Raw genomic sequence first — 19,614 nt, forward strand, 5'->3', positions numbered from 1 at the left:
CCCTGAGCCCGACATGCCGTCCAGGAGCTGGGCCGAGGAGCGCCTCGCCCTGGCCCTGGAAGCGTCCGGTATCGCCGGAGCCTGGGACTGGGACGCCGAGACGAACCTGATCCACGGCGATGCCCGGGCCTGCGCGCTGCACGGCATGGACCCCGCGCTGGGCCGCAGGGGCGCGCCGGGGCCGGACCTCCTCGTCCACGTCGTGCCGGAGGACAGGGCGGCCCTGGACCGGGCCCTCGCCTCGGCGCTCGCCGGCCGCACGCCGCTGAACATCGCGTACCGCACCTGGCCGCCGGGCGGCGACGTCACCTGGGTGCAGTTGCGCGGCCGCGTGCTGCGCGACGACCGCGGCACGGCTACCCGCCTGGCCGGGGTGGCGCTGGACATCTCCGACCAGAAGGACACCGAGGCGGCGCTGCGCGAGAGCGAGGCGCGGTTCCGCGCCATTGCCGACACCATGCCCCAGGCCGTCTGGTCCACCGCGCCGGACGGCAAGGCCGACTACTTCAACCGGCGCTGGCACGAGATGACGGGGATCCGGCCCGTCGAGTCCGAGGGGGCGGGCTGGCTTGAGGCGGTACACCCCGAGGACCGGGCCCTGGCCCGGGAGCGCTGGCTCCGCGCCGTCGAGGTGGGGGACCCCTACGAGGTGGAGTACCGGCTGCGGACGGCCAATGGGGACTGGCGCTGGGTGCTGGCGCGCGGCCTGCCCGTGCGCAACGCGCGCGGCCGCATCACCCGCTGGTTCGGCACCTGCACGGACATCCACGACATCCGCAGCGCCGCGGAGGAGCGGGAGGTGCTGAGCCACGAGCTGAGCCACCGGATCAAGAACATCTTCTCCGTCATCACCTCCCTCATCTCCCTCTCCGCCCGGGGCTTCCCGGAGGCGGCGGGTTTCGCGGCCGACCTGCGCGGGCGCGTCAACGCCCTGGCCCGCGCGCACGAGTTCGCCCGCCCGCACAGCCAGGCCAGCCGGCCCGGCCACCACGACCACACGCTCCTCGCCTTCCTGCGGGAGGTCCTGGCCTCCTACGACCCGATCGCGGACGAGGAGCCGCGGATCTCCATCGCCGGGGAGGACCGGCGCTTCGACGACAGCGCCGCCACCCCGCTCGCGCTCCTGTTCCACGAGCTGGCGACGAACGCGGCAAAGTACGGCGCCCTCTCCGTGCCCGATGGCCGCGTGGCGATCCGGGTGGAGGTGGAGGGGGAGGAGCTCCTGCTCCGCTGGCGGGAGTGGGACGGGCCCGCCGTGGCCGGGCCGCCGGCGCATGAGGGCTTCGGGACCCGCCTCGCGACGGTCAGCGTGCAGGGCCAGCTGGGCGGGCGCATCACCCGCCACTGGCGGCCGGAGGGGCTGGAGCTGGAAGCCCGCCTGCCGGCAGGAGCGCTAGATCGCCGGCGCGGCCCCCGCCAGTAGCCGCAGCTCCGCGGGCGGCAGGGCCGCCCGGCCCTCCCGGAGGGAGGTGGCGAAGCGCACGGCCTGGGTCAGAGTGGCCTCCGTGTAGGGCTTCGGCAGGATACCCACCGGGCCGTGCACGCCCGGGCCGATCTGGCGGGGATTGGCGGTGAGGTAGATCACCGTCGCGCCATGGGTCCGCGCCAGGGTCTCGCCCAGCGCCGGGCCGGTCGGGCCGTCCCGCAGGTTCAGGTCCACCAGGGCCAGGTCCACGCCATCCCGCGCCGCGGCCAGGGCCTCGACTGAATCGGCGGCCATGGCGATCACCTCATGCCCCAGCGCCTCGAGGGAGTAGACGAGGTCGAGGGCGATCAGGGCCTCGTCCTCCACGATAAGCGCGCGCAGGGACATCTACACTCAATCCAGGTTAACGGCGGTGGGAAGAACCGGCCGGAGGGGCGGGGGTTTCGGATGGCGCATCGTTTTGCGGCCCGGCGCGCCACGCCTGTCACACGCCCGACACACCGTCCGGTGGGGGCAGTCGGGAGCGCCCTTCACTGCTGAATCCGGAAGAGGGTCACCCCCCGTTCCTCCCGGTCCTCCAGCTCCCGCGTCACCGGCACGGTGTAGCGCGCGACGGGGAGGAGCCCGGCGCCGGGAAGGTAGGCGCGACCTGGATCGGCCAGGATCACGGTCGCCCCATCCGCGGCCAGGCGGCGAAGCCAGGGCAGGATGTGGTTCGTCATCGGCGCCTCGTAGCAGACATCCCCGGCGAGGATCGTATCCCAGCGGCCGGGGCTGCCGACAACGTCCCCCTGCGCCTCCAGCACGGCCACGCCGTTCAAACCTGCGTTGAGGCGGGTGGCGGCATGGGCCAGCGGGTCGATCTCGGCCGCCTCCACCACCGCCGCCCCGGCCCGCGCGGCGGCAATGGCGGCCAAGCCCCCGCCGGCGGCGAAGTCGAGCACCCGCTTTCCCGCCACGGGGAGGGGGTCGTCCAGCACCCAGCGCGCCAGGGCCTGGCTGCCGGGCCAGGCGAAGGCCCAGAAGGGCGGCTCGATTCCCTGCTCCCCCAGCCAGGCCTCGGTGGCCTGCCAGATCGGGGTGATCTCGGTGGCGAGGTAGAGCGAAATCTCCGGCACCAGGGGCGGGTGGGCGATCGCGGTATGGGCGGCCACGAAGGCCTCCGGGTCACCCCTCACAGGCGACCCAGCAGGAAGGCCAGCACCACCAGCAGCCCCGCATCCCGGTTGGACCGGAACAGCCGCAGGCAGAGGGCGGGGTCGTGGATGTCCAGCCGCCGCACCTGCCAGGAGAAATGGGCGGCCGGCAGCAGCAGCCCCGCGAGGAAGAGCGGGTGCAGCCCCGCCGAAAGGCCCGCTGCCGCCAGCAGGAGGATGCAGAGGGCGAAGGTCACGCCGAGGAAGGGCGCCGTCCGCGCGCCGAGGGTGAGGGCGGAGGAGCGAATACCGACCAGGGCGTCGTCCTCCCGGTCCTGGTGGGCGTAGATCGTGTCGTAGGCCAGGGTCCAGAAGAAGGCGGCGCCCCACAGGAGGAAGGCGGGCGCGGCGAAGTGGCCGGTCGCGGCCAGCCATCCCGTCGGCGCCGCCCAGGTGAAGACGAAGCCGAGCACTGCCTGCGGCCAGTCCGTGACGCGCTTCGCCAGAGGGTAGAGGGCGATCGGGACGAGCGAGGCGGCGCCGAAAAGGATCGCGGGCCAGGGGAGCTGCACGAGGATCGCCAGCCCGACCAGCATCAGCCCCGCGAGGAACACCAGCGCTCCCCGCGGGGAGACGGCGCCGGAGGCCAGGGGCCGCCCCCGCGTGCGCTCCACCTGCCGGTCCAGGTCGCGGTCCCACAGGTCGTTCACCACGCAGCCCGCGCCGCGCATCACCACCGCGCCCAGGCCGAACAGGAAGGCCAGCCACAGCCCCCGGCCCCAGGAGGGGGCGGCCATGGCGAAGGCCCAGGGGCCGGGGAGGTAGAGGAGCCAGGACCCGATCGGCCGGTCCAGCCGCATGAGCAGCGCGTAGGGCACCCAGGCCGTGGGCAGCCAGGCGGGGAGGCCTTCGCGGCGGATATCGGTGTAAGAGGCCACGCCTGCCCCCATCCGACGGATCACCGCCCTTGTCCATCCCGCGCCTGTTCACCGAGCATGACCTGCGGGAAGGGCAGGGCATTCCGGCCGCCCCCGGCCAGGGGCGCTATCTCGGATCGGTGATGCGGAAGGCCGCCGGGGATGAGGTGACCCTCTTCAACGGGCGGGACGGGGAGTGGCGCGCCCGCATCGCCGGTATCCGCAAGGACGACGCCACCCTGGTGCCGGAGGCGATGCTGCGCCCCCAGCCCCCCGCCGCCGGCCCGGTCCTGCTGGTGGCCGCCCTGAAGCGGGAGGCGATGGAGTGGGTGGTGGAGAAGGCGACCGAGCTCGGCGCCCGCGCCATTCGCCCCGTCCTCACCGCCCGCTCCGTGCCGGACCGGGTGAACCGGGCCCGTCTCACCCTCATCGCGCGGGAAGCGGCGGAGCAGTGCGAGCGGCTGGACGTGCCGGAACTGGCAGAGGCCCAGCCCCTGCACGCCGTGCTGGACCTCTGGGACGGAACGCCCCTGATCGTGGCGGCCGAGCGCCGCGGCGCCACGCCCCTGGCCGCCTGCGTGACCGCGCCGGACCCCGCGGTGCTGGTCGGGCCGGAGGGGGGCTTCACGGGACCGGAACTTGACGCTTTGGCCACTCGTCCCTTTGTTGCAGTGGCCAGCCTTGGCCCCCGAATCCTCCGGGCGGAGACGGCGGCGGTCTCGGCGCTCGCGGTGGTGCAGGCGATCCGCGGCGATTGGGCCCACCACGGGGACGAGTAGAAGCACGCATGTCCAATCCTGGGGAGGCCGATCTCACGCCCATCGGGTCCGCGCGCGACCTAGCCGGCTGGTTTGCCGCCGGCAGCAAGCCGCGCGACGCCTGGCGCGTGGGAACCGAGCACGAGAAGATCGGCTTCCGGCAGGAGGGCTTCGCGCCCCCCGCCTACGAGCCCCAGGGCATCGCCGCCCTGCTGGAAGGCCTGACGGCCAAGGGCTGGGAGCGGATCGAGGACAACGGCAAGCTCATCGGCCTCAAGCGCGGCGAGGCGAGCGTGAGCCTGGAGCCGGGCGGGCAGTTCGAGCTCTCCGGCGCCCCCGTCTCCACCGTGCTCGAGACGGAGGCGGAGCTGGAGGACCACCTGCGCGACCTGCGCGAGGTGGCCGAGCCGCTGGGCATCGGCTTCGCCGGGCTGGGCTTCCACCCGCTGGCGACGCGGGAGGCGATGCCGTGGATGCCGAAGTCCCGCTACGCCATCATGCGGAACTACATGCCGCGCGTGGGCGACATGGGGCTGGATATGATGCTCCGCACCGCCACCGTGCAGACGAATCTCGACTTCGGCGACGAGGCGGACATGGTGGAGAAGCTCCGCATCTCCCTCGCGCTGCAGCCGCTCGCCACTGCCCTCTTCGCCAACTCCCCCTTCCGGGAGGGCGAGGCGACGGAGTACCGCACGCTGCGCGGCCTGGTCTGGACGCGCACCGACCCGGACCGCACGGGCATCCCGCCCGTGGTGTTCGAGGACGGCTTCGGCTTCGAGCGCTTCGCGGACTGGGTGCTGGACGTGCCCATGTACTTCATCATGCGCGAGGGCCGCTTCGTGGACGCCACGGGCTGCACATTCCGGGGGTTCATGGAGAAGGGCCTTCCCTCCGACCCCTCCATCCGCGCCACCATGGGCGACTGGGCGGACCACGTGACCACCGTGTTCACCGATGTCCGCCTGAAGCGCTTCCTGGAGATGCGCGGCTCCGACATGGGCTCCGCCGCCATGGTCTGCGCGTTGCCGGCCCTCTGGGTGGGGCTGCTCTACGACGACGCTGCGCAGAAAGCGGCGGCGGCGCTGGTGCGGGACTGGTCGGTCGCCCAGATGCACGCGCTGCGGGCCGACGTGCCGCGCCGCGCGCTGGATTCCGTGATCAACGACGTGCCGCTGCGCGAGGTGGGACAGCAGGTCCTGGCCATCGCGCGTGACGGGCTGCGCGCCCGCGGCCACGGGGAGGAGCGCTTCCTGGCGCCGCTGGAGCGCATCGTCTCCTCCGGCGAGACCCAGGCCGACCACTGGCTGCGCCGCAACGCCGGGGAGTGGGGCGGGGACGTGTCCAAGGTGTTCGGGGAGGCGGCGCTGTGACGCCGCCGGTCCGCCTGACGGGTGCCGAGGTGGCCTCCATCAAGCGGATCGTGGCCGAGCGCTTCGGCCCCGCGGCAACGGTGCGCGTCTTCGGGTCCCGCACGCGTTTGGAAGTGCGCGGCGGCGACCTGGACCTGCTGGTGGAGGTGCCGGAATCGGTGGACGAGGCCGTGGCCATCCGCGCCGGCGCGGCGATCGAGGCGGCGCTGGACGAACTCTCCACCGACCTCATCCTGCGCCCACTGACCCGCCCGCCGAGCCGGATCGAGCGCGTGGCGGCCGAGACCGGGGTTCTGCTCTGAGCGGGGTGGCAGAGGCTGTCGGCACGGCGCGGCATCTGGCCGCCCGGCTGCGCCGCTCGCTGGACTGGCTCGCGCCGCACCTGCTGCTGGATGCCGAGACCCTGCCGGTACTGGATGCTGCCCACGGGGAGGCACTCGACGCCTTCCTGCTGCGCTTCGAGAACCTCGCCAACCATCTCCAGGGTTCCGTCTTCCGGCGCATCGCCATGGAAGAGGAGGGGCGCGACCCCGCCCGCATGTCCCGCCGGGACGTGGTGGAACTGATGGACCGGCTGGGCCGCATTCCCTCCGCCGCCGCCTTCCTGGACGCGGCGCGGATCCGCAACATCCTGTTCCATGTCTATCCGGACGAGCCGGCGAAGTCGGCTGCGATCCTCGACCGCGCGGCGGCGGCTAGGGTGCTGCTGGAAACCGTCGCGATGCTGCCGGAGGCCGGCGCCTAACGCCCCTCCGCCGCCACCGTCTCCACCGCCGCCCGCGTCTCGTCCGCCAACCGCGAGAGGTCGATCATCGTCACCGTGATCTCCTCCGCGGAGGTGGCGTTGCTCTGCCCGATACGCGTCAGCACCCCCACGCGCTCGGCAATGCTGCCCACCGTCGCCTCCTGCTGCTCCATGGCGATGGCAGTGGCACCCGAGAGCCGGGCGCTCTCGCCCACCAGCCGCTCCAGCTCGTCCATCGCCTCGCCCACGGCGGCGGCGTTCTGCCGTCCCTCCCGCGCGCGGGTGCCGGCGCGCACCACGGCGTCCGCGATCTCCTGCGCCAGCGCCTCCGTGTTCACCGCAAGCGCCCGCACCTCCTCCGCCACTACGGAGAGGCCGCGGCCGTGCTCCCCGGCCCGCGCCGCCTCGATGGCGGCGTTGATCGCCAGGATGTTCGTCTGCGTCGCGATCCGGCCGATGGTGTTGGCGATCCGCGTCACCCGCTCCGTGTCCTCGCCCACGGAATCCACCACGTCCACCAGCCCCGCGATCTTCGTCAGGCTCTCCGCCAGCAGGTGCCGGGCGGCCTTCGTCGTCTCGTGGGACCCCTGCGTGATGCCGCCGACGGAGCGGATCGCGTCGCGGCTATGGGTCAGCGCCTCCGCCAGGTGGTTCAGCTCCGCCAGCTGCGTCATCGCGCCGTCCGAGATCTGCCCGATCGCGTCGGAGGCCTGGGTGGTCGCCACCGCCGTGCGCCGCGCGCCGTCCAGCGCCTGCTCGCCGAGGCGGCGCGTGGTGAGGAGGTTGTCGCGGAACACCAGCAGCGCGCGCGCCATCTCGCCCACCTGGTCGCGGCGAGCCGTCTCCGGCACCTCGGCCTCCGCCTGCCCGTGCGCTAGCCGCTCCATCGCGCCCGCCACCCGCGCCAGCGGGCGCGCGGTGAGGCGGACGAGGACGAGCCAGGTGAGCAGCAGCCCGACCAGCCCCACGGCCAGCCCGGCGGCGTTCACCACCTGCGCCGTCCGCGCCACCCCCGCCGCCCGGTCCAGGTTCCCGGCCGCCTCGTCGCGCACCACGCGGCGGGCCTCGTCCACCAGGCTGTCGAAGGTCACGGCGCGCACGCGCCAGGCATCGTTCAGCGGGGCGTAGCGCTCCCGCCGCTCCTCGGCGAAGGCCTGGCGCATCTCCTCCGCCAGCGGCCCCATGCGCCGGGCCATGTCCCGCGTGAGTGTGACCAGCAGCGGGTCCAGCCGGCCGCCGATGCGCTCGATCAGCCGGTCGTACTCCGCCGTCAGCAGCTCGGCCTGCCGCGTCACGCGCCGGGCGGCCACGGCCGGCCGCACCTCCCCCAGCGCGACGTTGGAGAGAAAGCCGCTGAAGGCGAACAGGGCGCTGGCGAAGCCGTCCACCGCCTCCGTCTGGCCGCGCTGGCGGATGCCCAGCTCCTCGATGATGGCCGCCTGCCGCGCCCCGAGAAGCGCCGCCCCGCCGGAGAGGGTGCCCAGCACCACCAGCATCAGCAGCACGATCCCCGCGGCACGGACGCTGATCCGCCCGCTCCAGGCCGTCAGGCGTCGTCGCGCCGGCGGATCAGCGGGCATGGGCCTGGACCCCCGACCCGGCGGCGAGGGAGGCATTCCACACCGCGGCGCAGTCCGGCCCGCAGCGGTCGATCCAGCGCGGCAGCACGGTCCAGTTGAGGAGGCCGCGCCGCAGCTCCGCGTCGTCGGACGTCATCGGCACGGCGGTCAGGCGGCCCGCCGTGCCGGTGCATCCCGCCGCGCCCGTGGCGCAGCGCATCCCCTCCGCCGTCTCGCCCTCGACGCTCGCCCAGATGGCCGCCTCCAGCTCGCCCAGCCCCGCGCGCAGCGGCGCGCGGAGATCCTCCGGCAGGGCGTTCCAGGCCGCGCGGTTGGCGACGAAGATGGAGACGCCCCAGCTCAGCGCCATGTCCTGGATGTGCGTGGAAACCGCCTGCAGTCCGATGGCGCCGCCGGAGAGCGCGCCGGTCACGGCGCACTCCACCGCCCCGTCCCGCATGGCCCCCACCATGCCGGCGAAGGGCACGGAGACCGGGGTGGCGCCGAGCGCCTCGAAGACCTCGCCCTGGCCGAGGGAGGAGATGCGGATGCGCCGCCCCGCGAGGTCCTTCAGCGAGGCGAAGGGCTGGCGGCACCAGACGACCTGGGCGGGATAGGTGAGGACGCTGAGCAGCTCCACCCCGTAACGTTCCGCCAGCAGGCGCTGGAGGTGGGGACGGTAGAGCCCCACGGTCCGGCGCAGCGCCGCGATGTCCGGGTTCTGCAGGGGCAGGTCCAGCGCCTGGAACTCCGGCTCCTCCGCCGCGGCCCCGGCCAGCAGGATGGTGCCGAAGGGCACGTCCCCGCGCCCGATCCGCGCCAGCATCGCGTCCGGCGGGATGCCCGAGCGGTCCGATGGGGTGATCTCCGCCACCACCCGGCCCCGCGTCAGCTCCGGCACGCGCTCCCGCCAGAAGGGCTCCTCGTGGCGCGTGTACTGGGAGACGCCGCCGAGGCCGCCCACCACGCGCAGCCGCAGCGGCTCCTGCGCCGCCGCGCCGCCCGCGCCGGCGAGGGCCAGCAGCGCCGCCCCGCCGAAGAAAGCGCCGAGCAGGCGGAGAAGGCGGGGGGGCGTTTCGCGCATCGGCATCCCTTGGCAGGCAGGCCGCGGCCCGCACCCGGTCGCGCGGACCATAGCCCCGGCCCGCGGCGTGCCGCCAGGGCCGGGGGCTCGCCCGGCCGCCGGATCAGGCCGGGTTCAGGCCGGGTTCAGGCGTCGGGCCATGTAGACGCGGTGGAGGCCGTGCTCCTCCCGCTCCTCCGTCTCCCGGAAGCCGGCCCGGGCGTAGACGGCGCGGTTGCGCTCCATCCGCGCATTCGTCAGCAGCCGCAGCTCCGGCAGGCCCAGCCGTCGCGCCTCCGCCTCCGCGAAGGCGAGCAGGGCTCGGCCGATGCCGCCGCCGTGCAGCCCGGGCTCCACCGCCAAGTTCTCGATCCAGAGGTGGTCCGCGCGGGCCTCGATCACCGCCAGGGCGATGACGACGCCGTCCCGCTCCATCACGTGCGCCTGCCTCTGCGCGATCCGCGCGGCGAAGTCGTCGTCCATCGGTGCGGGGCGGCGGCCGATCAGCGGGACGTAGGGGGCATAGGCCCGCTGCACCAGCGCGCGGATTGCCTCCGCCTCGTCGGGCCTCGCAGGGCGCATCGGATTCATCCTCTCATCACCAGGGCGATCCCGCCCGCCGCCGAGATGCCGAGGATGGCCCAGCGCAGCCTCGGCCCGTGCAGCAACCGCCGCGCCGGGCCGGAGAGCGCGGCCCCCAGCGCCACGCCCGGCAGCAGGCCCAGCGCCAGCCAGACCTCCCCCCAGCCCAGCCGCCCGGCGGGGATCGCCATGGCGAGAAGGGTGAGGTGCGCCAGCAGCCAGAACAGCCCGAGGAAGCCCCGCACCGCCCCCGCCGGCAGGTGGGACACCACCAGCCCCATCAGCGGCCCGTGCACGCCGGAGATCCCGCCCATCACGCCGGAGACGAGGCCCGCCCCCGCCAGCATCGGCGTGGTGGGCTGCAGCCGCGGCACGGCGACGGCCAGCGCCACGGCCACGAGCGTGACGATCCCGTAGCCGCGCGGCGTCGCGATGCCCGGGCTGAACACGGCCAGCGCCATCCCCGCCGCCGTGCCCAGCACCACGCCGAGCACGGAGGGCAGCAGCAGCCCCTTCGGCACATGGCGCGAATCCACCCGCCACTGCCCGAACATCATCGGCAGCGCGGAGAGGATGAAGGGCACCGGCACCAGCCGCGGGTCGATCGCGACGAGCATCGGCACCCCCACCAGCGTCAGCCCCAGCCCCGCCGAGAGCTGCACGACGGACGCGACGGCAACGGCGAGACCCGCGAGGAGGAGGTCCCAGCCGCCCAACTCAGACGGCCGTGCCGCCGATTGTCAGCCCCATCATCTTCAGCGTCGGCTGGCCCACGCCCACCGGCACGCCCTGGCCCTGCTTGCCGCAGGTCCCGATGCCCGCGTCCAGCGCCATGTCGTTGCCGATCATGGAGACCTGGGTCAGCGCGCTCGGCCCGTCGCCGATCAGCGTCGCGCCCTTCACCGGCGCGCCGAGCCGGCCATCCTCGATCATGTAGGCCTCGGAGGCGGAGAAGACGAACTTGCCGGAGGTGATGTCCACCTGCCCGCCGCCGAAGTTCACGGCGTAGATGCCGCGCTTCACGCTGCGCAGGATCTCCTCCGGGTGGTGATCGCCGCCGAGCATCACCGTGTTCGTCATGCGCGGCATCGGCGCGTGGGCGTAGCTCTGGCGCCGCCCGTTGCCGGTGGGGCTCACGCCCATCAGCCGCGCGTTCTGCCGGTCCTGGATGAAGCCGGTCAGGATGCCGTCCTCGATCATCACGGTGCGGCCGCTGGGCGTGCCCTCGTCGTCGATCGTCAGGCTGCCGCGGCGGTCGGGCAGGGTGCCGTCATCCACCACCGTCACGCCCTTGCTGGCCACGCGCTGGCCCATCAGCCCGGCGAAGGCGCTGGTGCCCTTGCGGTTGAAGTCGCCTTCCAGCCCGTGGCCGATCGCCTCGTGCAGCAGGATGCCCGGCCAGCCCGGGCCGAGCACCACCTCCATCTCGCCCGCCGGCGCGGGCACGCTGTCCAGGTTCAGCACGGCCCCGCGCAGCGCCTCGTCCACCGCGGCCTTCCAGGTGGCCTCGCCCAGCACGCGGTCGTAGGAGAAGCGGCCGCCTGTGCCGTAGCTGCCCGTCTCGCGCCGGCCGTCCTTCTCCACCACCACGTTCACGTTCAGCCGCACCAGCGGGCGCAGGTCCGCCACCTCGCGCCCGTCGGCCCGGATGATCCGCACCGCCTGCCACTCGCCGTAGAGCGAGGCCATCACCTGCACCACGCGGGAATCCCGGCCGCGCGCATAGGCGTCGATCCCCGCCAGCAGCGCCGTCTTCGCCGCGAAGTCCATCGCGGGCAGCGGGTTGGCGGAATCGTAGAGCCGGGCATTCGTCGCGCGCGGCGGCTCGGCTACGCGAATGCTGCCCTCGCCCGGCAGCCCGCGCACCGCGGCGGCGGCGCGGCGCAGGGCTGGGCCCGTCACCTCGCCCGCATGGGCGTAGGCCGCCGCCGCACCGCGCACGGCGCGCAGGCCGAAGCCCCGCTGCGTGTCGAAGGTGGCGGAGCGGATGCGGCCGTCCTCCAGGCTCGTCATCTCGCTCTCCCGGTACTCCAGGAACAGCTCCCCGTCCTCGGCGCCGGACAGCGCCTCGGCGGTGATGCGGGCGGCTTCGCCCCCGTCCAGCTCGCGGAAGAACAGGCGAGCGGTAGCGTCGAGCGGCGTATCGCCCGTGGTCTGTTGGCTCATGCCGAACTCTCCTCGGCCGGCGGCACGGCCAGCCGGACGGTGGTGCCCTTGCCGGGCGTGCTGTGCAGCTCCAGACCTATCCCCATCGCCCCTGCTAGGGCGCGGGAGAGGTAGAGGCCGAGGCCGGAGCCGGCGTAGCGCCGGCTCAGCCCGGCCTCGAGCTGGGTGAAGGCCTCGAAGGCGCGGGGGATATCCTCCGCCGCCATGCCGATACCCGTGTCGGCGACGGCGATCTCCATCCCGCCGCCCTCGAGCGGCGCGGCGGAGAGCGTCACCCGCCCGCCGGCGGGCGTGAACTTCACGGCGTTGGAGATGAGGGCGTCCAGCACCTGGCGCAACCGCCCGCCATCGCCGCGCATGGCAGGCAGCGCCGCGGGAAGGGATTCCTCGAAAGCGATCCCTGCCCCATCGGCCGCACGGCGGGCGCTGGTGGCGGCGGCGCGCAGGATGGGCAGGGGGTCCAGCACCGCGCCGCGGAGGGAGAGGGTGCCGGCCTCGATCCGCGTCGCTTCCAGCAGCCCGTCCACCAGCCCGAGAAGCTGCCGCCCCGCCGCCAGCACCTCCTTCGCGTGGTCCCGCACCACCTCCGGCCGCGCCTCCTCCAGGATCGCCTCGGAGAAGCCGATCACGGCGTGCAGCGGCGTGCGCAGCTCGTGCGTCATCGTCGCCAGGAAGCCGGTCTTGGCGCGGGAAGCCGCCTCGGCCGCGTCCCGCGCCGCCTCCAGCTCCGCCCGCGCCCGCCGCTCCTCCGTTACGTCGCGATAGGCGCGGATGAAGCCGCCGCCGGGCATGGGGTCGGTCCGCACCTCCAGCACCGTGCCGTCCGGGCGCGTGCGGACGAAGCGGCCCGTCTCCGCGATCGTGCCCCGGCTGCGCGCGATCGCGTCCCGCGCCGCCGGGCTGCTTATGTCCCCGAACTCGAGGGAGGCGAGCTGGAGCAGCCGCAGCTCGTCCACGTGGCGCCCGGGGCGCATCGTCTCCTCGCCCAGCCCCGTCAGCCGCGCGGCCAGGGCGTTGGCCGCGATCAGGAAGCCCTCGCCGTCGAACAGGGCGAGCCCGTCGGGCTGGTTGTCCAGCATAGCCTGCAGGGTCTGGGTGCGCTGCCGGGCGGCGGCCTCCGCCTTGGCGCGACGGGTCACGTCCGTGAACACGGCCGCCTGCCCGCCATCCGGCAGCGGCACGATCCGCGCCACCACCACCGTGCCGTTCGGCCGGGTGCGGATCTGCTCGTAGGCGCGGGGGTTGGAGAAGTCCTCCTGCATCAGCCGCAGGGCCTCCTCCGTCTGAGGGCCGTACTCGCCGCTCGCCACGCGGCGGGCGACGATGTCGGCATGGTGCTCGCCCACCGCCACCTCGGACCCCTCCATGATGCGCTGGTAGGCCGCGTTCACAAGCCGCACCCGCCGGTCCGGGCCATAAACGCAGACGCCGTGCGGCAGAGCCTCGAGGACAGTCCTGAAAAGATCCTCAGGGGCAGGGGGGTCGCTCAAGCAGGTCGGCCCGCGCGGGGCCGCCGCAGCGCGTGCAGCAGAACCAGCGCGCCGGCCAGCACCGCCACCGCCACCGTCTGGTGCAGCGTGCCGAGCGCGGGGGGGACCACGAGCAGCAGGGTGGCGACGCCGAGCGCGTACTGGAGGGCCACCAGCGCCGCGAAGCCGGCCGTTGCGCGCCGCGCCCGGCCGGCCGGCAGGCGCGCCAGCCCCAGCGCCCCGAGGGCGAGGGCGGCGAGGCCGGCGAGGGTGGCCAGCAGCCGGTGGTTGAACTGCACCGTCGCCACGTCCCCCACCAGGGCGTGGAGGAAGGCGGTGCCGCCGTAGCCCTCCGGCACCAGCCTACCGCCCATGAGGGGGAAGGTGTTGTAGTCCAGCCCCGCCTTGATCCCGGCCACGAAGCCGCCCGCCAGCATCGTCAGCACCACCAGCCCCGCCGTGGCATGGGCCAGGGGGCGCAGGGACCGCGCCTCCGGCGGCGCGTCCCGCTCCGGCCGCAGCAGGGACAGGGCGGTCCAGAGCAGCACCCCGAAGAGGAGCAGGGCGAGGCCGAGATGGATCACCAGCCGCCAGGGGGAGACGGCGGTGCGGTCCGCCTCGAAGCCCGAGGCGACCATGAACCAGCCCACCGCGCCCTGGAGCCCGCCGAGGGCCAGCAGCAGCAGCAGCCGCGCCCCATAGCCCTTTGGGATCGCCCCGCGCAGCCAGAACCACAGCAGCCCCAGCCCGTAGACCAGCCCGATCAGCCGGCCCCAGAGGCGGTGGGACCATTCCAGCCAGAAGATGCCCTTGAAGCCCTCCAGCCCGAAGCCGCGGTTCACCAGCTCGTACTGCGGGATGGTGCGGTAGAGGTCGTAGAGCCGGTTCCACTCCGCCTCGCTCATCGGCGGCAGGGTGCCGCGCAGCGGCGCCCATTCCATGATGGAGAGGCCGGAGCCCGTCAGCCGCGTGGCGCCCCCGAGGGCCACCATGACCCAGACCATGGCCGCGACCGCCAGCAGCCACCAGGCGACGGCGCGGGTTCGCCCGGCCGGAGCGGCCGCGGTGCTCAGAAATGGGGCCTGGGCGTCGAAAGGCATGGCGTCCCGCAGTTGGGAGAGGGGAAGGGCGCGCCGCGGGTGGCGCAATATGGGCTCTAATATCGGACTGTCTAAGGGGGGCCGCAACCGCCGTGCTGGACGCACCCGCCGCCCCCTGCTACCCCCCGCCGCCGCATGCCTCCCACCTCCAGCCCGCCGGACGGCCCCAGCCCTGACGATGGCCCCGGCGCCCTCGCGGCCGGCCCCGCTGCGATCGGCTCCCCTGGGGCCGGCTCCCCTGGGATCGGCGCCCCCGAGATCAGCCCCGAGATCAGCCCCGAGATCAGCGTGGTGGTGCCGGTCCGGAACGAGGCGCCGAACGTCGGGCCGCTGGTGGCGGAGATCGCCGCCGCCCTGGCGGGCACCCCGCACGAGATCATCTACGTGGATGACGGCTCCACCGACGGGACGGCGGCGGCGGTCCGGGCGCTGGGCAACGTGCGGCTGCTGCGCCACGCCGCCTCCTGCGGGCAGTCCGCCGCCATCGTCACGGGCATCCGCGCCGCCCGCGCCCCCTGGATCGCCACGCTGGACGGGGACGGGCAGAACGACCCGGCGGACATCCCCCGCGCATGGGCCCGCGCGAGGGCGGAGGGGATGGACACGATGGTGGCGGGCTGGCGCACCACCCGCAAGGACACGGCGACGAAGCGCGTGACCAGCCAGATCGCCAACCGCATCCGCGCCGGGCTGCTGGGGGATGCCACCCCGGACACGGGCTGCGGGCTGAAGGTCTTCCCGCGGGACCTCTTCCTCACCCTGCCGCCCTTCGACCACATGCACCGCTTCCTGCCCGCCCTGGTGATCCGCGCCGGCGGCCGGGTGGTGAGCGAGCCCGTGGGGCATCGCCCGCGCCTCCGGGGCGTCTCCAACTACGGGACGCTGGACCGGCTGGCGGTGGGGGTGGTGGACCTGCTGGGGATGATCTGGCTGCAGCGCCGCTGGAAGCGCCCGCGCCTGCTGCCCGACGATCCCGCGCCCTCTTGAGGTTCCCCTCGAATCCCCGGGGGACGCCAACCCCCCACGAACGCGACGCCGTGAGCGCGACGCCGTGAGCGCGACGACCGGGGCCGGAACCCCGGCCACCCGCACCCGCCGCGCCGTGGCGGCGGCCGGGCGGATGGCGCTGCTGGCCGCCGGACTGGGCGTGGCGGGCTGGATCATCCGCACCCTCGGCCTGGCGCCGGGCGGGGAGAGCGGGATGGCTTGGGTGGACCATTGGATCCGCGGCCAGGGGCTGCTGGGGGAGGCGCTGTTCGTCGCCGCCGGCACCGCCGCCACCGCCGCCGGCCTGCCCCGGCAGGCCGTGGCCTTCCTCGGCGGCTACGCCTTCGGCGCCTCGATCGGCACGGCGCTGTCCCTGCTGGCGCAGGTGCTGGGCTGCGCCGTGGCCTTCCTCTGGGCCCGCATGGTCGGGCGCGGCTGGGCGGAGCGGCGGCTGCAGGGGCGATTCGGGCGCCGCCTGCGCCCGCTGCACGATCGGCTGGCCGCCAGCCCCTTCGGCGCCACCCTGGCGCTGCGGCTGCTGCCCGTGGGCAACAACCTCGCCCTCAACCTGCTGGCGGGGTTGTCCGGCCTGCGCCTCGCGCCCTTTCTGGCGGCCTCCGCGCTGGGATACCTGCCGCAGACCCTCGTCTTCGTCCTGCTGGGGGACGGGGTGGCGGTGGACCGCACGGCGCAACTCGCCCTCGGGGCCGCGCTCTTCGTCGTCTCGGTCGTGTTGGGCATCCTTCTGCTGCGGCGGGAGCCGGCGGCGGGCTGACCGTCCGGCCGGGGAAAGCCGTTTTGCTCTGGGTCTGATCCGTAAAAACGACTAACGGTAGCGGCGACCCTCGCGGCAAGAAGTTGACACGCCGCGTTCCCCCGGACGGAGACCGGACATGAAGCCCGGCAGGATTCCTGCGTTCCTGCTCGCCCTGGCGCTGCTGATCCCCAGCGGAGGCGCCCTGGCCCAGCGGATCGCCCTCGTCATCGGCAACGGCGCCTACCAGCGGCACGGCGCCCTGGCGAACGCCGCCAGCGACGCCAGCAGCGTCGCCGCCGCGCTGCAGAAGCTGGGCTTCCAGACCTCGGCCCACCTGGACACCGACCGGGCGGCGATGATGCGCGCCCTGCGCGAGTTCGGCGACCGGGCGCAGGGGGCCGAGGTGGCCCTGGTGTTCTACGCCGGCCACGGCGTGCAGGTCAGCCGCGGGACGAGCGCGGAGAACTACCTGCTGCCGATCGACGCGCGCCTGGCCGACGTGCGGGACGTGGAGGACGAGGCGATCGGGCTGGAGCGGCTGCTGGAGCGGCTGGACGGCGCCCGGACGCGGATCGTCATCCTCGACGCCTGCCGCGACAACCCCTTCGCGGCGGGGATGGCGGGGCAGACGAGTACGCGCGGCGTCTCGCGCGGGCTGGCCCGGGTGGAAACCTCCCAGCGCGGCACGCTGCTGGTCTTCTCGACGGAGCCGGGCAACGTCGCGCTCGACGGCGCGGACGGCACGAGCCCCTTCGCCGCGGCGCTGATCGACTACCTGCCGACCGAGGGGATCGAGGTGCGGCAGATGCTCACCCGCGTCCGGCAGCGGGTGTACCAGGCCACCGGCGGCAGGCAGACGCCCTGGAGCAATGACGGCCTGTTCAACGACGTCTTCCTGGCCGGCCTCGCCCGCCCCGCCGAGCCGGCCACCACGCCCGGCGCCGCCCCGGACGGGAGCGCGGCCCTGGACTTGGCCTTCTGGAACTCCATCCAGGGCACGAGTGACCGGGGGGAGCTGGAGGCCTACCTCGCCGCGTTCCCGCAGGGCCGGTTCGCCGCCCTGGCCCGCGCCCGGCTGGACCGCCTGGGCAGCACCGCCGCCACCACCTCCCGCATCGTCGGCAAGCCTCCCGCCGCCGAGCCGGAACCCGCCCTGCAGCGCGAGCCGCTGGACCGCGCCGGGGTGGCGGAGGCGCAGCGCCTGCTGACGGGCATGGGCTTCGAGACCGGCGGCACGGATGGCGTGGCCGGCGCGCGCACGCAGGAGGCCTACCGCGCCTGGCTTTCCGCCGCCGGCCGGGATTCCACCGAGCCGATGGATTCCGTGACCCTGGCCGCGATGCGCGAGCCTCCGCCCGCGGACCAGCACGCCGCCGCCCTTCTGGCCCTGGGCGTGACGCAGCAGGCGGCCGGCCAGACCGCCCTGGCGCGGCGCTCCTACGACCGCGCCCGGATTCTGGACCCGGGCGGCGAGGCCGGCCGGAACGCCGCCCGCCGCCTCGCCGCCGTGCAGGCCGCCCCCCAGCCGCAGCCGCAGCCGCGCCGGACGGCCCGGCCCGCGCCCGAGCCGGTGCAGGAGGCGGAGGTGTCCCGCTTCCCCGTCCCCACCTACTCCGGGGGGCGGGTGATCTATGGCCGCCCCGGCATGGGCGGCGGGGGAACCGGCCCGGCCATCGGGCCGCAGGGCAACGGCGACCGCGTTCCGCGTGTCCCTGGTTTCGGCGGCTCCGGCTATGGCGGCTCCGGCGGGGTGATGGGCGGCGGGGGAGGCTACCGGGGATCGCGCTGGTAGGCCGGCCGGCCCCGCCCGGGGAGCTACTACTGCAGGCTGCCCCAGCGGGCCGTGGCCGGTTCCGCGGCCGCCCACTTCCAGCGGTCCCCGTCCGGTCCCCTCTGGAGGCAGGCGGTGGTGAGGAACCACTCATGCGTCCGCTCCTCCCCCTCGCCCTCCGCGATGGAGAACAGCGCCTCCCGGCAGGTGGCGAGCGGCGTGACCATCTCCCGCACCAGCCGGGCCTCCCCCTCCTCGTTGCCGATGGGGATGGTGTGGTCGCTGCGCCAGGGCAGGGCCTCGCCGGGGTTGAGGCGGCCGATCACCTCCGCCACCGAATCCTGCTCCCCGCGCGCCCGGACGCGCACGGCCCAGTTCAGCCCGGCCTGGACCACCGCGCGGGTGCCCACCGCGATGCCGAAGCCCACCGCGGGGTTCGCCGTGGCCGTGCCGGCAGCCACGCCCGCCGCCGCGCTCGTCAGGTCGGTGGCGAGGCCGCAGCTGGAGAGCGGCACGAGGACCAGGAAGGGCAGGGCGAGGCGGCGCATCACTGCAGGCTGCCCCAGCGCTCGGTCGCCGGCTCCGCGGAGGCCCAGCGCCAGGCGGCGCCGTCCTGGCAGACGAAGGCGGTGTAGAAGGCGCGCCGCGGCTGCTCCTCCGGCCGGGTGGTGGCGTCCACGGAGAAGACGATTTCCTTGCAGCGGATCGCCCCGGCCTCGACCAGGCGCACCACCGTCACCTCGCCGCGCTCGTCCGGCTCGATCGGCACGCTGTGCTCGATGGACCAGGGGGCGACGCCGCCCACCGGCAGCGGGCCGGCCGCCGCCGCCACGTTTGCCTGCGCCGCCGCGTGGGCGCGCCGCTGGGCGTAGTGCAGCCCGGCCCGCACCCCTGCCTGCACGCCGAGGCCGATGCCGGTGGTGACGGTGGCGCTGGCGCCGACGGCGTCCGAGATGGCGGCGCTGCCGAGGCCGGCGCCGGCCGCCGTCGTCTCGCTCAGCAGTTCGGAGCAGGCGGGCAGGGTCAGGCCCAGCAGGGCGAGGAGGAGGGGGGCGCCCCGGGATCGGGGCGGCCTGCGGTCGTGCTGCATCATGCTGTCCTGGTGCGTCCTTCCCGGGCGGTTCACGGCGTGACGAGGGGGCCGATCAGGGCCATGAGGCGGGTGAGCATCTCCCGCAGCCCCGGCAGGCCGGAGGGCGGCGGGGGCGGGGCCGCCCCCTCCGGCTGGCGCGCCCGGAAGCGGGTCAGGGCCTCCGCCGTGCCGGCGAGGGGGATCTCCACGGGCTCCCGCATCGCCTGTGCCTCCGGCACCAGCAGCCCGTCGATGCGGACGAGGACGCGGGTGGCCGCCGGCAGCTCGGCGGCGGCGCGGGCCAGGTCCCCCTCGCGCGGGGCGCAGACGAGGGAGCGGCCCTCCAGCCCGCAGGGCATGTCGAAGAGGCGGTTCGGCGGGAAGCGGAGCTGGGCATTGCCCGTCAGGGCCAGCAGCCCGCGCCCCGCGCCCTCCAGCGAGAGGTCCCGCGCCGCGACGACCGGCACGAGCCTGCCGCCCCGGTCCGCCACCTCCAGCCCGAGCGCCGCGAGGCCGGCCGAGGCGGGGGAGACGGGCTGGCGGTGCAGCATCCGGCACTCCGACCGGTCCGTCATGCGGTCCACCGAGCAGGAGAGGAGCCAGGAGCCGACCGGATCGGTCCCGTTCCCCTGCGCGAGGGCCGGGCCGGAGAGGAGGAGCAGGAGGGCGACAAGCCGCGTCATCCCCTCCACATTCGCACGGCCGCGCGCGCCGCGCGGCGCGCGATCGCGTG

21 protein-coding genes are annotated in these 19,614 nt (G+C 74.7%); 8 read left to right on the plus strand and 13 right to left on the minus strand.

Going from position 1 to position 19,614, the window contains the following annotated elements; translation table 11 throughout:
• The first annotated feature begins 13 nt into the window (after positions 1–13).
• On the plus strand, positions 14–1,423 hold the full coding sequence (locus tag VQH23_RS14060) for a PAS domain-containing protein (RefSeq protein WP_338661362.1): 1,410 nt from the start codon (positions 14–16) through the stop codon (positions 1,421–1,423).
• On the opposite strand, the gene VQH23_RS14065 is transcribed toward VQH23_RS14060, so the two are convergent.
• The 3 genes from VQH23_RS14065 to ubiA all read right to left on the minus strand — a co-directional run bounded on the left by VQH23_RS14065 (position 1,394) and on the right by ubiA (position 3,512).
• On the minus strand, positions 1,394–1,813 hold the full coding sequence (locus VQH23_RS14065; RefSeq protein WP_338661363.1) for a response regulator: 420 nt from the start codon (positions 1,811–1,813) through the stop codon (positions 1,394–1,396). The two genes, VQH23_RS14060 and VQH23_RS14065, sit on opposite strands and share 30 nt — an antisense overlap.
• Positions 1,814–1,956: 143 nt before the next feature.
• Positions 1,957–2,580, minus strand: a complete 624-nt coding sequence (locus VQH23_RS14070; protein WP_338661364.1) for a 50S ribosomal protein L11 methyltransferase — start codon at positions 2,578–2,580, stop codon at positions 1,957–1,959.
• A gap of 20 nt (positions 2,581–2,600) precedes the next feature.
• On the minus strand, positions 2,601–3,512 hold the full coding sequence (ubiA, locus tag VQH23_RS14075) for a 4-hydroxybenzoate octaprenyltransferase (RefSeq protein WP_408904339.1): 912 nt from the start codon (positions 3,510–3,512) through the stop codon (positions 2,601–2,603).
• Positions 3,513–3,529: 17 nt separating this feature from the next.
• Here ubiA and VQH23_RS14080 point away from each other — a divergent pair, with 17 nt between their 5' ends.
• The 4 genes from VQH23_RS14080 to VQH23_RS14095 are packed head-to-tail and all read left to right on the plus strand — an operon-like array spanning position 3,530 to position 6,355.
• Positions 3,530–4,258, plus strand: coding sequence for a 16S rRNA (uracil(1498)-N(3))-methyltransferase (locus tag VQH23_RS14080; RefSeq protein WP_338661366.1), 729 nt, complete (start codon positions 3,530–3,532; stop codon positions 4,256–4,258).
• An 8-nt stretch (positions 4,259–4,266) separates the two neighbouring features.
• Positions 4,267–5,610 (plus strand): glutamate--cysteine ligase, encoded by a 1,344-nt coding sequence (locus VQH23_RS14085; RefSeq protein ID WP_338661367.1) that lies wholly within the window; start codon positions 4,267–4,269, stop codon positions 5,608–5,610.
• On the plus strand, positions 5,607–5,912 hold the full coding sequence (locus VQH23_RS14090; protein WP_338661368.1) for a nucleotidyltransferase domain-containing protein: 306 nt from the start codon (positions 5,607–5,609) through the stop codon (positions 5,910–5,912). The genes VQH23_RS14085 and VQH23_RS14090 overlap by 4 nt, the downstream gene beginning before the upstream one ends.
• 5 nt (positions 5,913–5,917) lie before the next feature.
• Positions 5,918–6,355 carry a hypothetical protein gene (locus tag VQH23_RS14095; protein ID WP_338661369.1) on the plus strand — a complete coding sequence of 146 codons (438 nt, stop codon included), beginning with the start codon at positions 5,918–5,920 and terminating at the stop codon, positions 6,353–6,355.
• On the opposite strand, the gene VQH23_RS14100 is transcribed toward VQH23_RS14095, so the two are convergent.
• From VQH23_RS14100 to VQH23_RS14130, 7 genes are all read right to left on the minus strand, one after another.
• Positions 6,352–7,935 carry a methyl-accepting chemotaxis protein gene (locus VQH23_RS14100; protein WP_338661370.1) on the minus strand — a complete coding sequence of 528 codons (1,584 nt, stop codon included), beginning with the start codon at positions 7,933–7,935 and terminating at the stop codon, positions 6,352–6,354. The two genes, VQH23_RS14095 and VQH23_RS14100, sit on opposite strands and share 4 nt — an antisense overlap.
• Positions 7,925–8,998, minus strand: a complete 1,074-nt coding sequence (locus VQH23_RS14105) for a TRAP transporter substrate-binding protein (RefSeq protein WP_338661371.1) — start codon at positions 8,996–8,998, stop codon at positions 7,925–7,927. The genes VQH23_RS14100 and VQH23_RS14105 overlap by 11 nt, the downstream gene beginning before the upstream one ends.
• Positions 8,999–9,112: 114 nt before the next feature.
• Positions 9,113–9,559, minus strand: coding sequence for a GNAT family N-acetyltransferase (locus tag VQH23_RS14110; protein WP_338661372.1), 447 nt, complete (start codon positions 9,557–9,559; stop codon positions 9,113–9,115).
• A 5-nt stretch (positions 9,560–9,564) separates the two neighbouring features.
• Positions 9,565–10,275 (minus strand): TSUP family transporter, encoded by a 711-nt coding sequence (locus VQH23_RS14115; RefSeq protein WP_338661373.1) that lies wholly within the window; start codon positions 10,273–10,275, stop codon positions 9,565–9,567.
• A gap of 1 nt (position 10,276) precedes the next feature.
• Positions 10,277–11,725, minus strand: a complete 1,449-nt coding sequence (tldD, locus tag VQH23_RS14120; RefSeq protein ID WP_338661374.1) for a metalloprotease TldD — start codon at positions 11,723–11,725, stop codon at positions 10,277–10,279.
• Positions 11,722–13,215, minus strand: a complete 1,494-nt coding sequence (locus VQH23_RS14125; protein WP_338661375.1) for a PAS-domain containing protein — start codon at positions 13,213–13,215, stop codon at positions 11,722–11,724. The genes tldD and VQH23_RS14125 overlap by 4 nt, the downstream gene beginning before the upstream one ends.
• Positions 13,212–14,294 carry a COX15/CtaA family protein gene (locus VQH23_RS14130; RefSeq protein WP_338661376.1) on the minus strand — a complete coding sequence of 361 codons (1,083 nt, stop codon included), beginning with the start codon at positions 14,292–14,294 and terminating at the stop codon, positions 13,212–13,214. Before VQH23_RS14130 ends, VQH23_RS14125 begins: the two co-directional genes overlap by 4 nt.
• Positions 14,295–14,552: 258 nt before the next feature.
• Here VQH23_RS14130 and VQH23_RS14135 point away from each other — a divergent pair, with 258 nt between their 5' ends.
• From VQH23_RS14135 to VQH23_RS14145, 3 genes are all read left to right on the plus strand, one after another.
• Positions 14,553–15,281, plus strand: coding sequence for a glycosyltransferase family 2 protein (locus tag VQH23_RS14135; RefSeq protein WP_408904340.1), 729 nt, complete (start codon positions 14,553–14,555; stop codon positions 15,279–15,281).
• A gap of 64 nt (positions 15,282–15,345) precedes the next feature.
• Positions 15,346–16,056 (plus strand): VTT domain-containing protein, encoded by a 711-nt coding sequence (locus VQH23_RS14140; RefSeq protein WP_338661378.1) that lies wholly within the window; start codon positions 15,346–15,348, stop codon positions 16,054–16,056.
• Between the two features lie 118 nt (positions 16,057–16,174).
• Positions 16,175–17,830 carry a caspase family protein gene (locus VQH23_RS14145; RefSeq protein ID WP_338661379.1) on the plus strand — a complete coding sequence of 552 codons (1,656 nt, stop codon included), beginning with the start codon at positions 16,175–16,177 and terminating at the stop codon, positions 17,828–17,830.
• A 26-nt stretch (positions 17,831–17,856) separates the two neighbouring features.
• Here the strand turns inward: VQH23_RS14145 and VQH23_RS14150 are convergent, their stop codons facing one another.
• From VQH23_RS14150 to VQH23_RS14160, 3 genes are read right to left on the minus strand one after another with little or no spacing between them, the layout of a single operon-like run.
• Complete coding sequence (locus tag VQH23_RS14150) at positions 17,857–18,357, minus strand: hypothetical protein (protein ID WP_338661380.1); 501 nt, start codon at positions 18,355–18,357, stop codon at positions 17,857–17,859.
• On the minus strand, positions 18,357–18,902 hold the full coding sequence (locus VQH23_RS14155; RefSeq protein WP_338661381.1) for a hypothetical protein: 546 nt from the start codon (positions 18,900–18,902) through the stop codon (positions 18,357–18,359). The genes VQH23_RS14150 and VQH23_RS14155 overlap by 1 nt, the downstream gene beginning before the upstream one ends.
• Before the next feature lie 29 nt (positions 18,903–18,931).
• Positions 18,932–19,564, minus strand: a complete 633-nt coding sequence (locus tag VQH23_RS14160; protein WP_338661382.1) for a hypothetical protein — start codon at positions 19,562–19,564, stop codon at positions 18,932–18,934.
• Between the last annotated feature and the right edge of the window lie 50 nt (positions 19,565–19,614).

Origin of the sequence: Pararoseomonas sp. SCSIO 73927 (genome assembly GCF_037040815.1) — a bacterium.
Lineage (GTDB): Bacteria > Pseudomonadota > Alphaproteobacteria > Acetobacterales > Acetobacteraceae > Roseomonas.

Bases quoted from the DNA above. Each gene is read 5' to 3' on its own strand.
- VQH23_RS14130 (WP_338661376.1), bottom strand. From the start codon at position 14,294: ATGCCTTTCGACGCCCAGGCCCCATTTCTGAGCACCGCGGCCGCTCCG.
- VQH23_RS14065 (WP_338661363.1), bottom strand. From the start codon at position 1,813: ATGTCCCTGCGCGCGCTTATCGTGGAGGACGAGGCCCTGATCGCCCTC.
- VQH23_RS14110 (WP_338661372.1), bottom strand. From the start codon at position 9,559: ATGCGCCCTGCGAGGCCCGACGAGGCGGAGGCAATCCGCGCGCTGGTG.
- VQH23_RS14100 (WP_338661370.1), bottom strand. From the start codon at position 7,935: ATGCCCGCTGATCCGCCGGCGCGACGACGCCTGACGGCCTGGAGCGGG.
- VQH23_RS14145 (WP_338661379.1), top strand. From the start codon at position 16,175: ATGAAGCCCGGCAGGATTCCTGCGTTCCTGCTCGCCCTGGCGCTGCTG.
- VQH23_RS14155 (WP_338661381.1), bottom strand. From the start codon at position 18,902: ATGATGCAGCACGACCGCAGGCCGCCCCGATCCCGGGGCGCCCCCCTC.
- VQH23_RS14105 (WP_338661371.1), bottom strand. From the start codon at position 8,998: ATGCGCGAAACGCCCCCCCGCCTTCTCCGCCTGCTCGGCGCTTTCTTC.
- tldD (WP_338661374.1), bottom strand. From the start codon at position 11,725: ATGAGCCAACAGACCACGGGCGATACGCCGCTCGACGCTACCGCTCGC.
- VQH23_RS14085 (WP_338661367.1), top strand. From the start codon at position 4,267: ATGTCCAATCCTGGGGAGGCCGATCTCACGCCCATCGGGTCCGCGCGC.
- VQH23_RS14160 (WP_338661382.1), bottom strand. From the start codon at position 19,564: ATGACGCGGCTTGTCGCCCTCCTGCTCCTCCTCTCCGGCCCGGCCCTC.
- VQH23_RS14150 (WP_338661380.1), bottom strand. From the start codon at position 18,357: ATGCGCCGCCTCGCCCTGCCCTTCCTGGTCCTCGTGCCGCTCTCCAGC.
- ubiA (WP_408904339.1), bottom strand. From the start codon at position 3,512: ATGGGGGCAGGCGTGGCCTCTTACACCGATATCCGCCGCGAAGGCCTC.
- VQH23_RS14060 (WP_338661362.1), top strand. From the start codon at position 14: ATGCCGTCCAGGAGCTGGGCCGAGGAGCGCCTCGCCCTGGCCCTGGAA.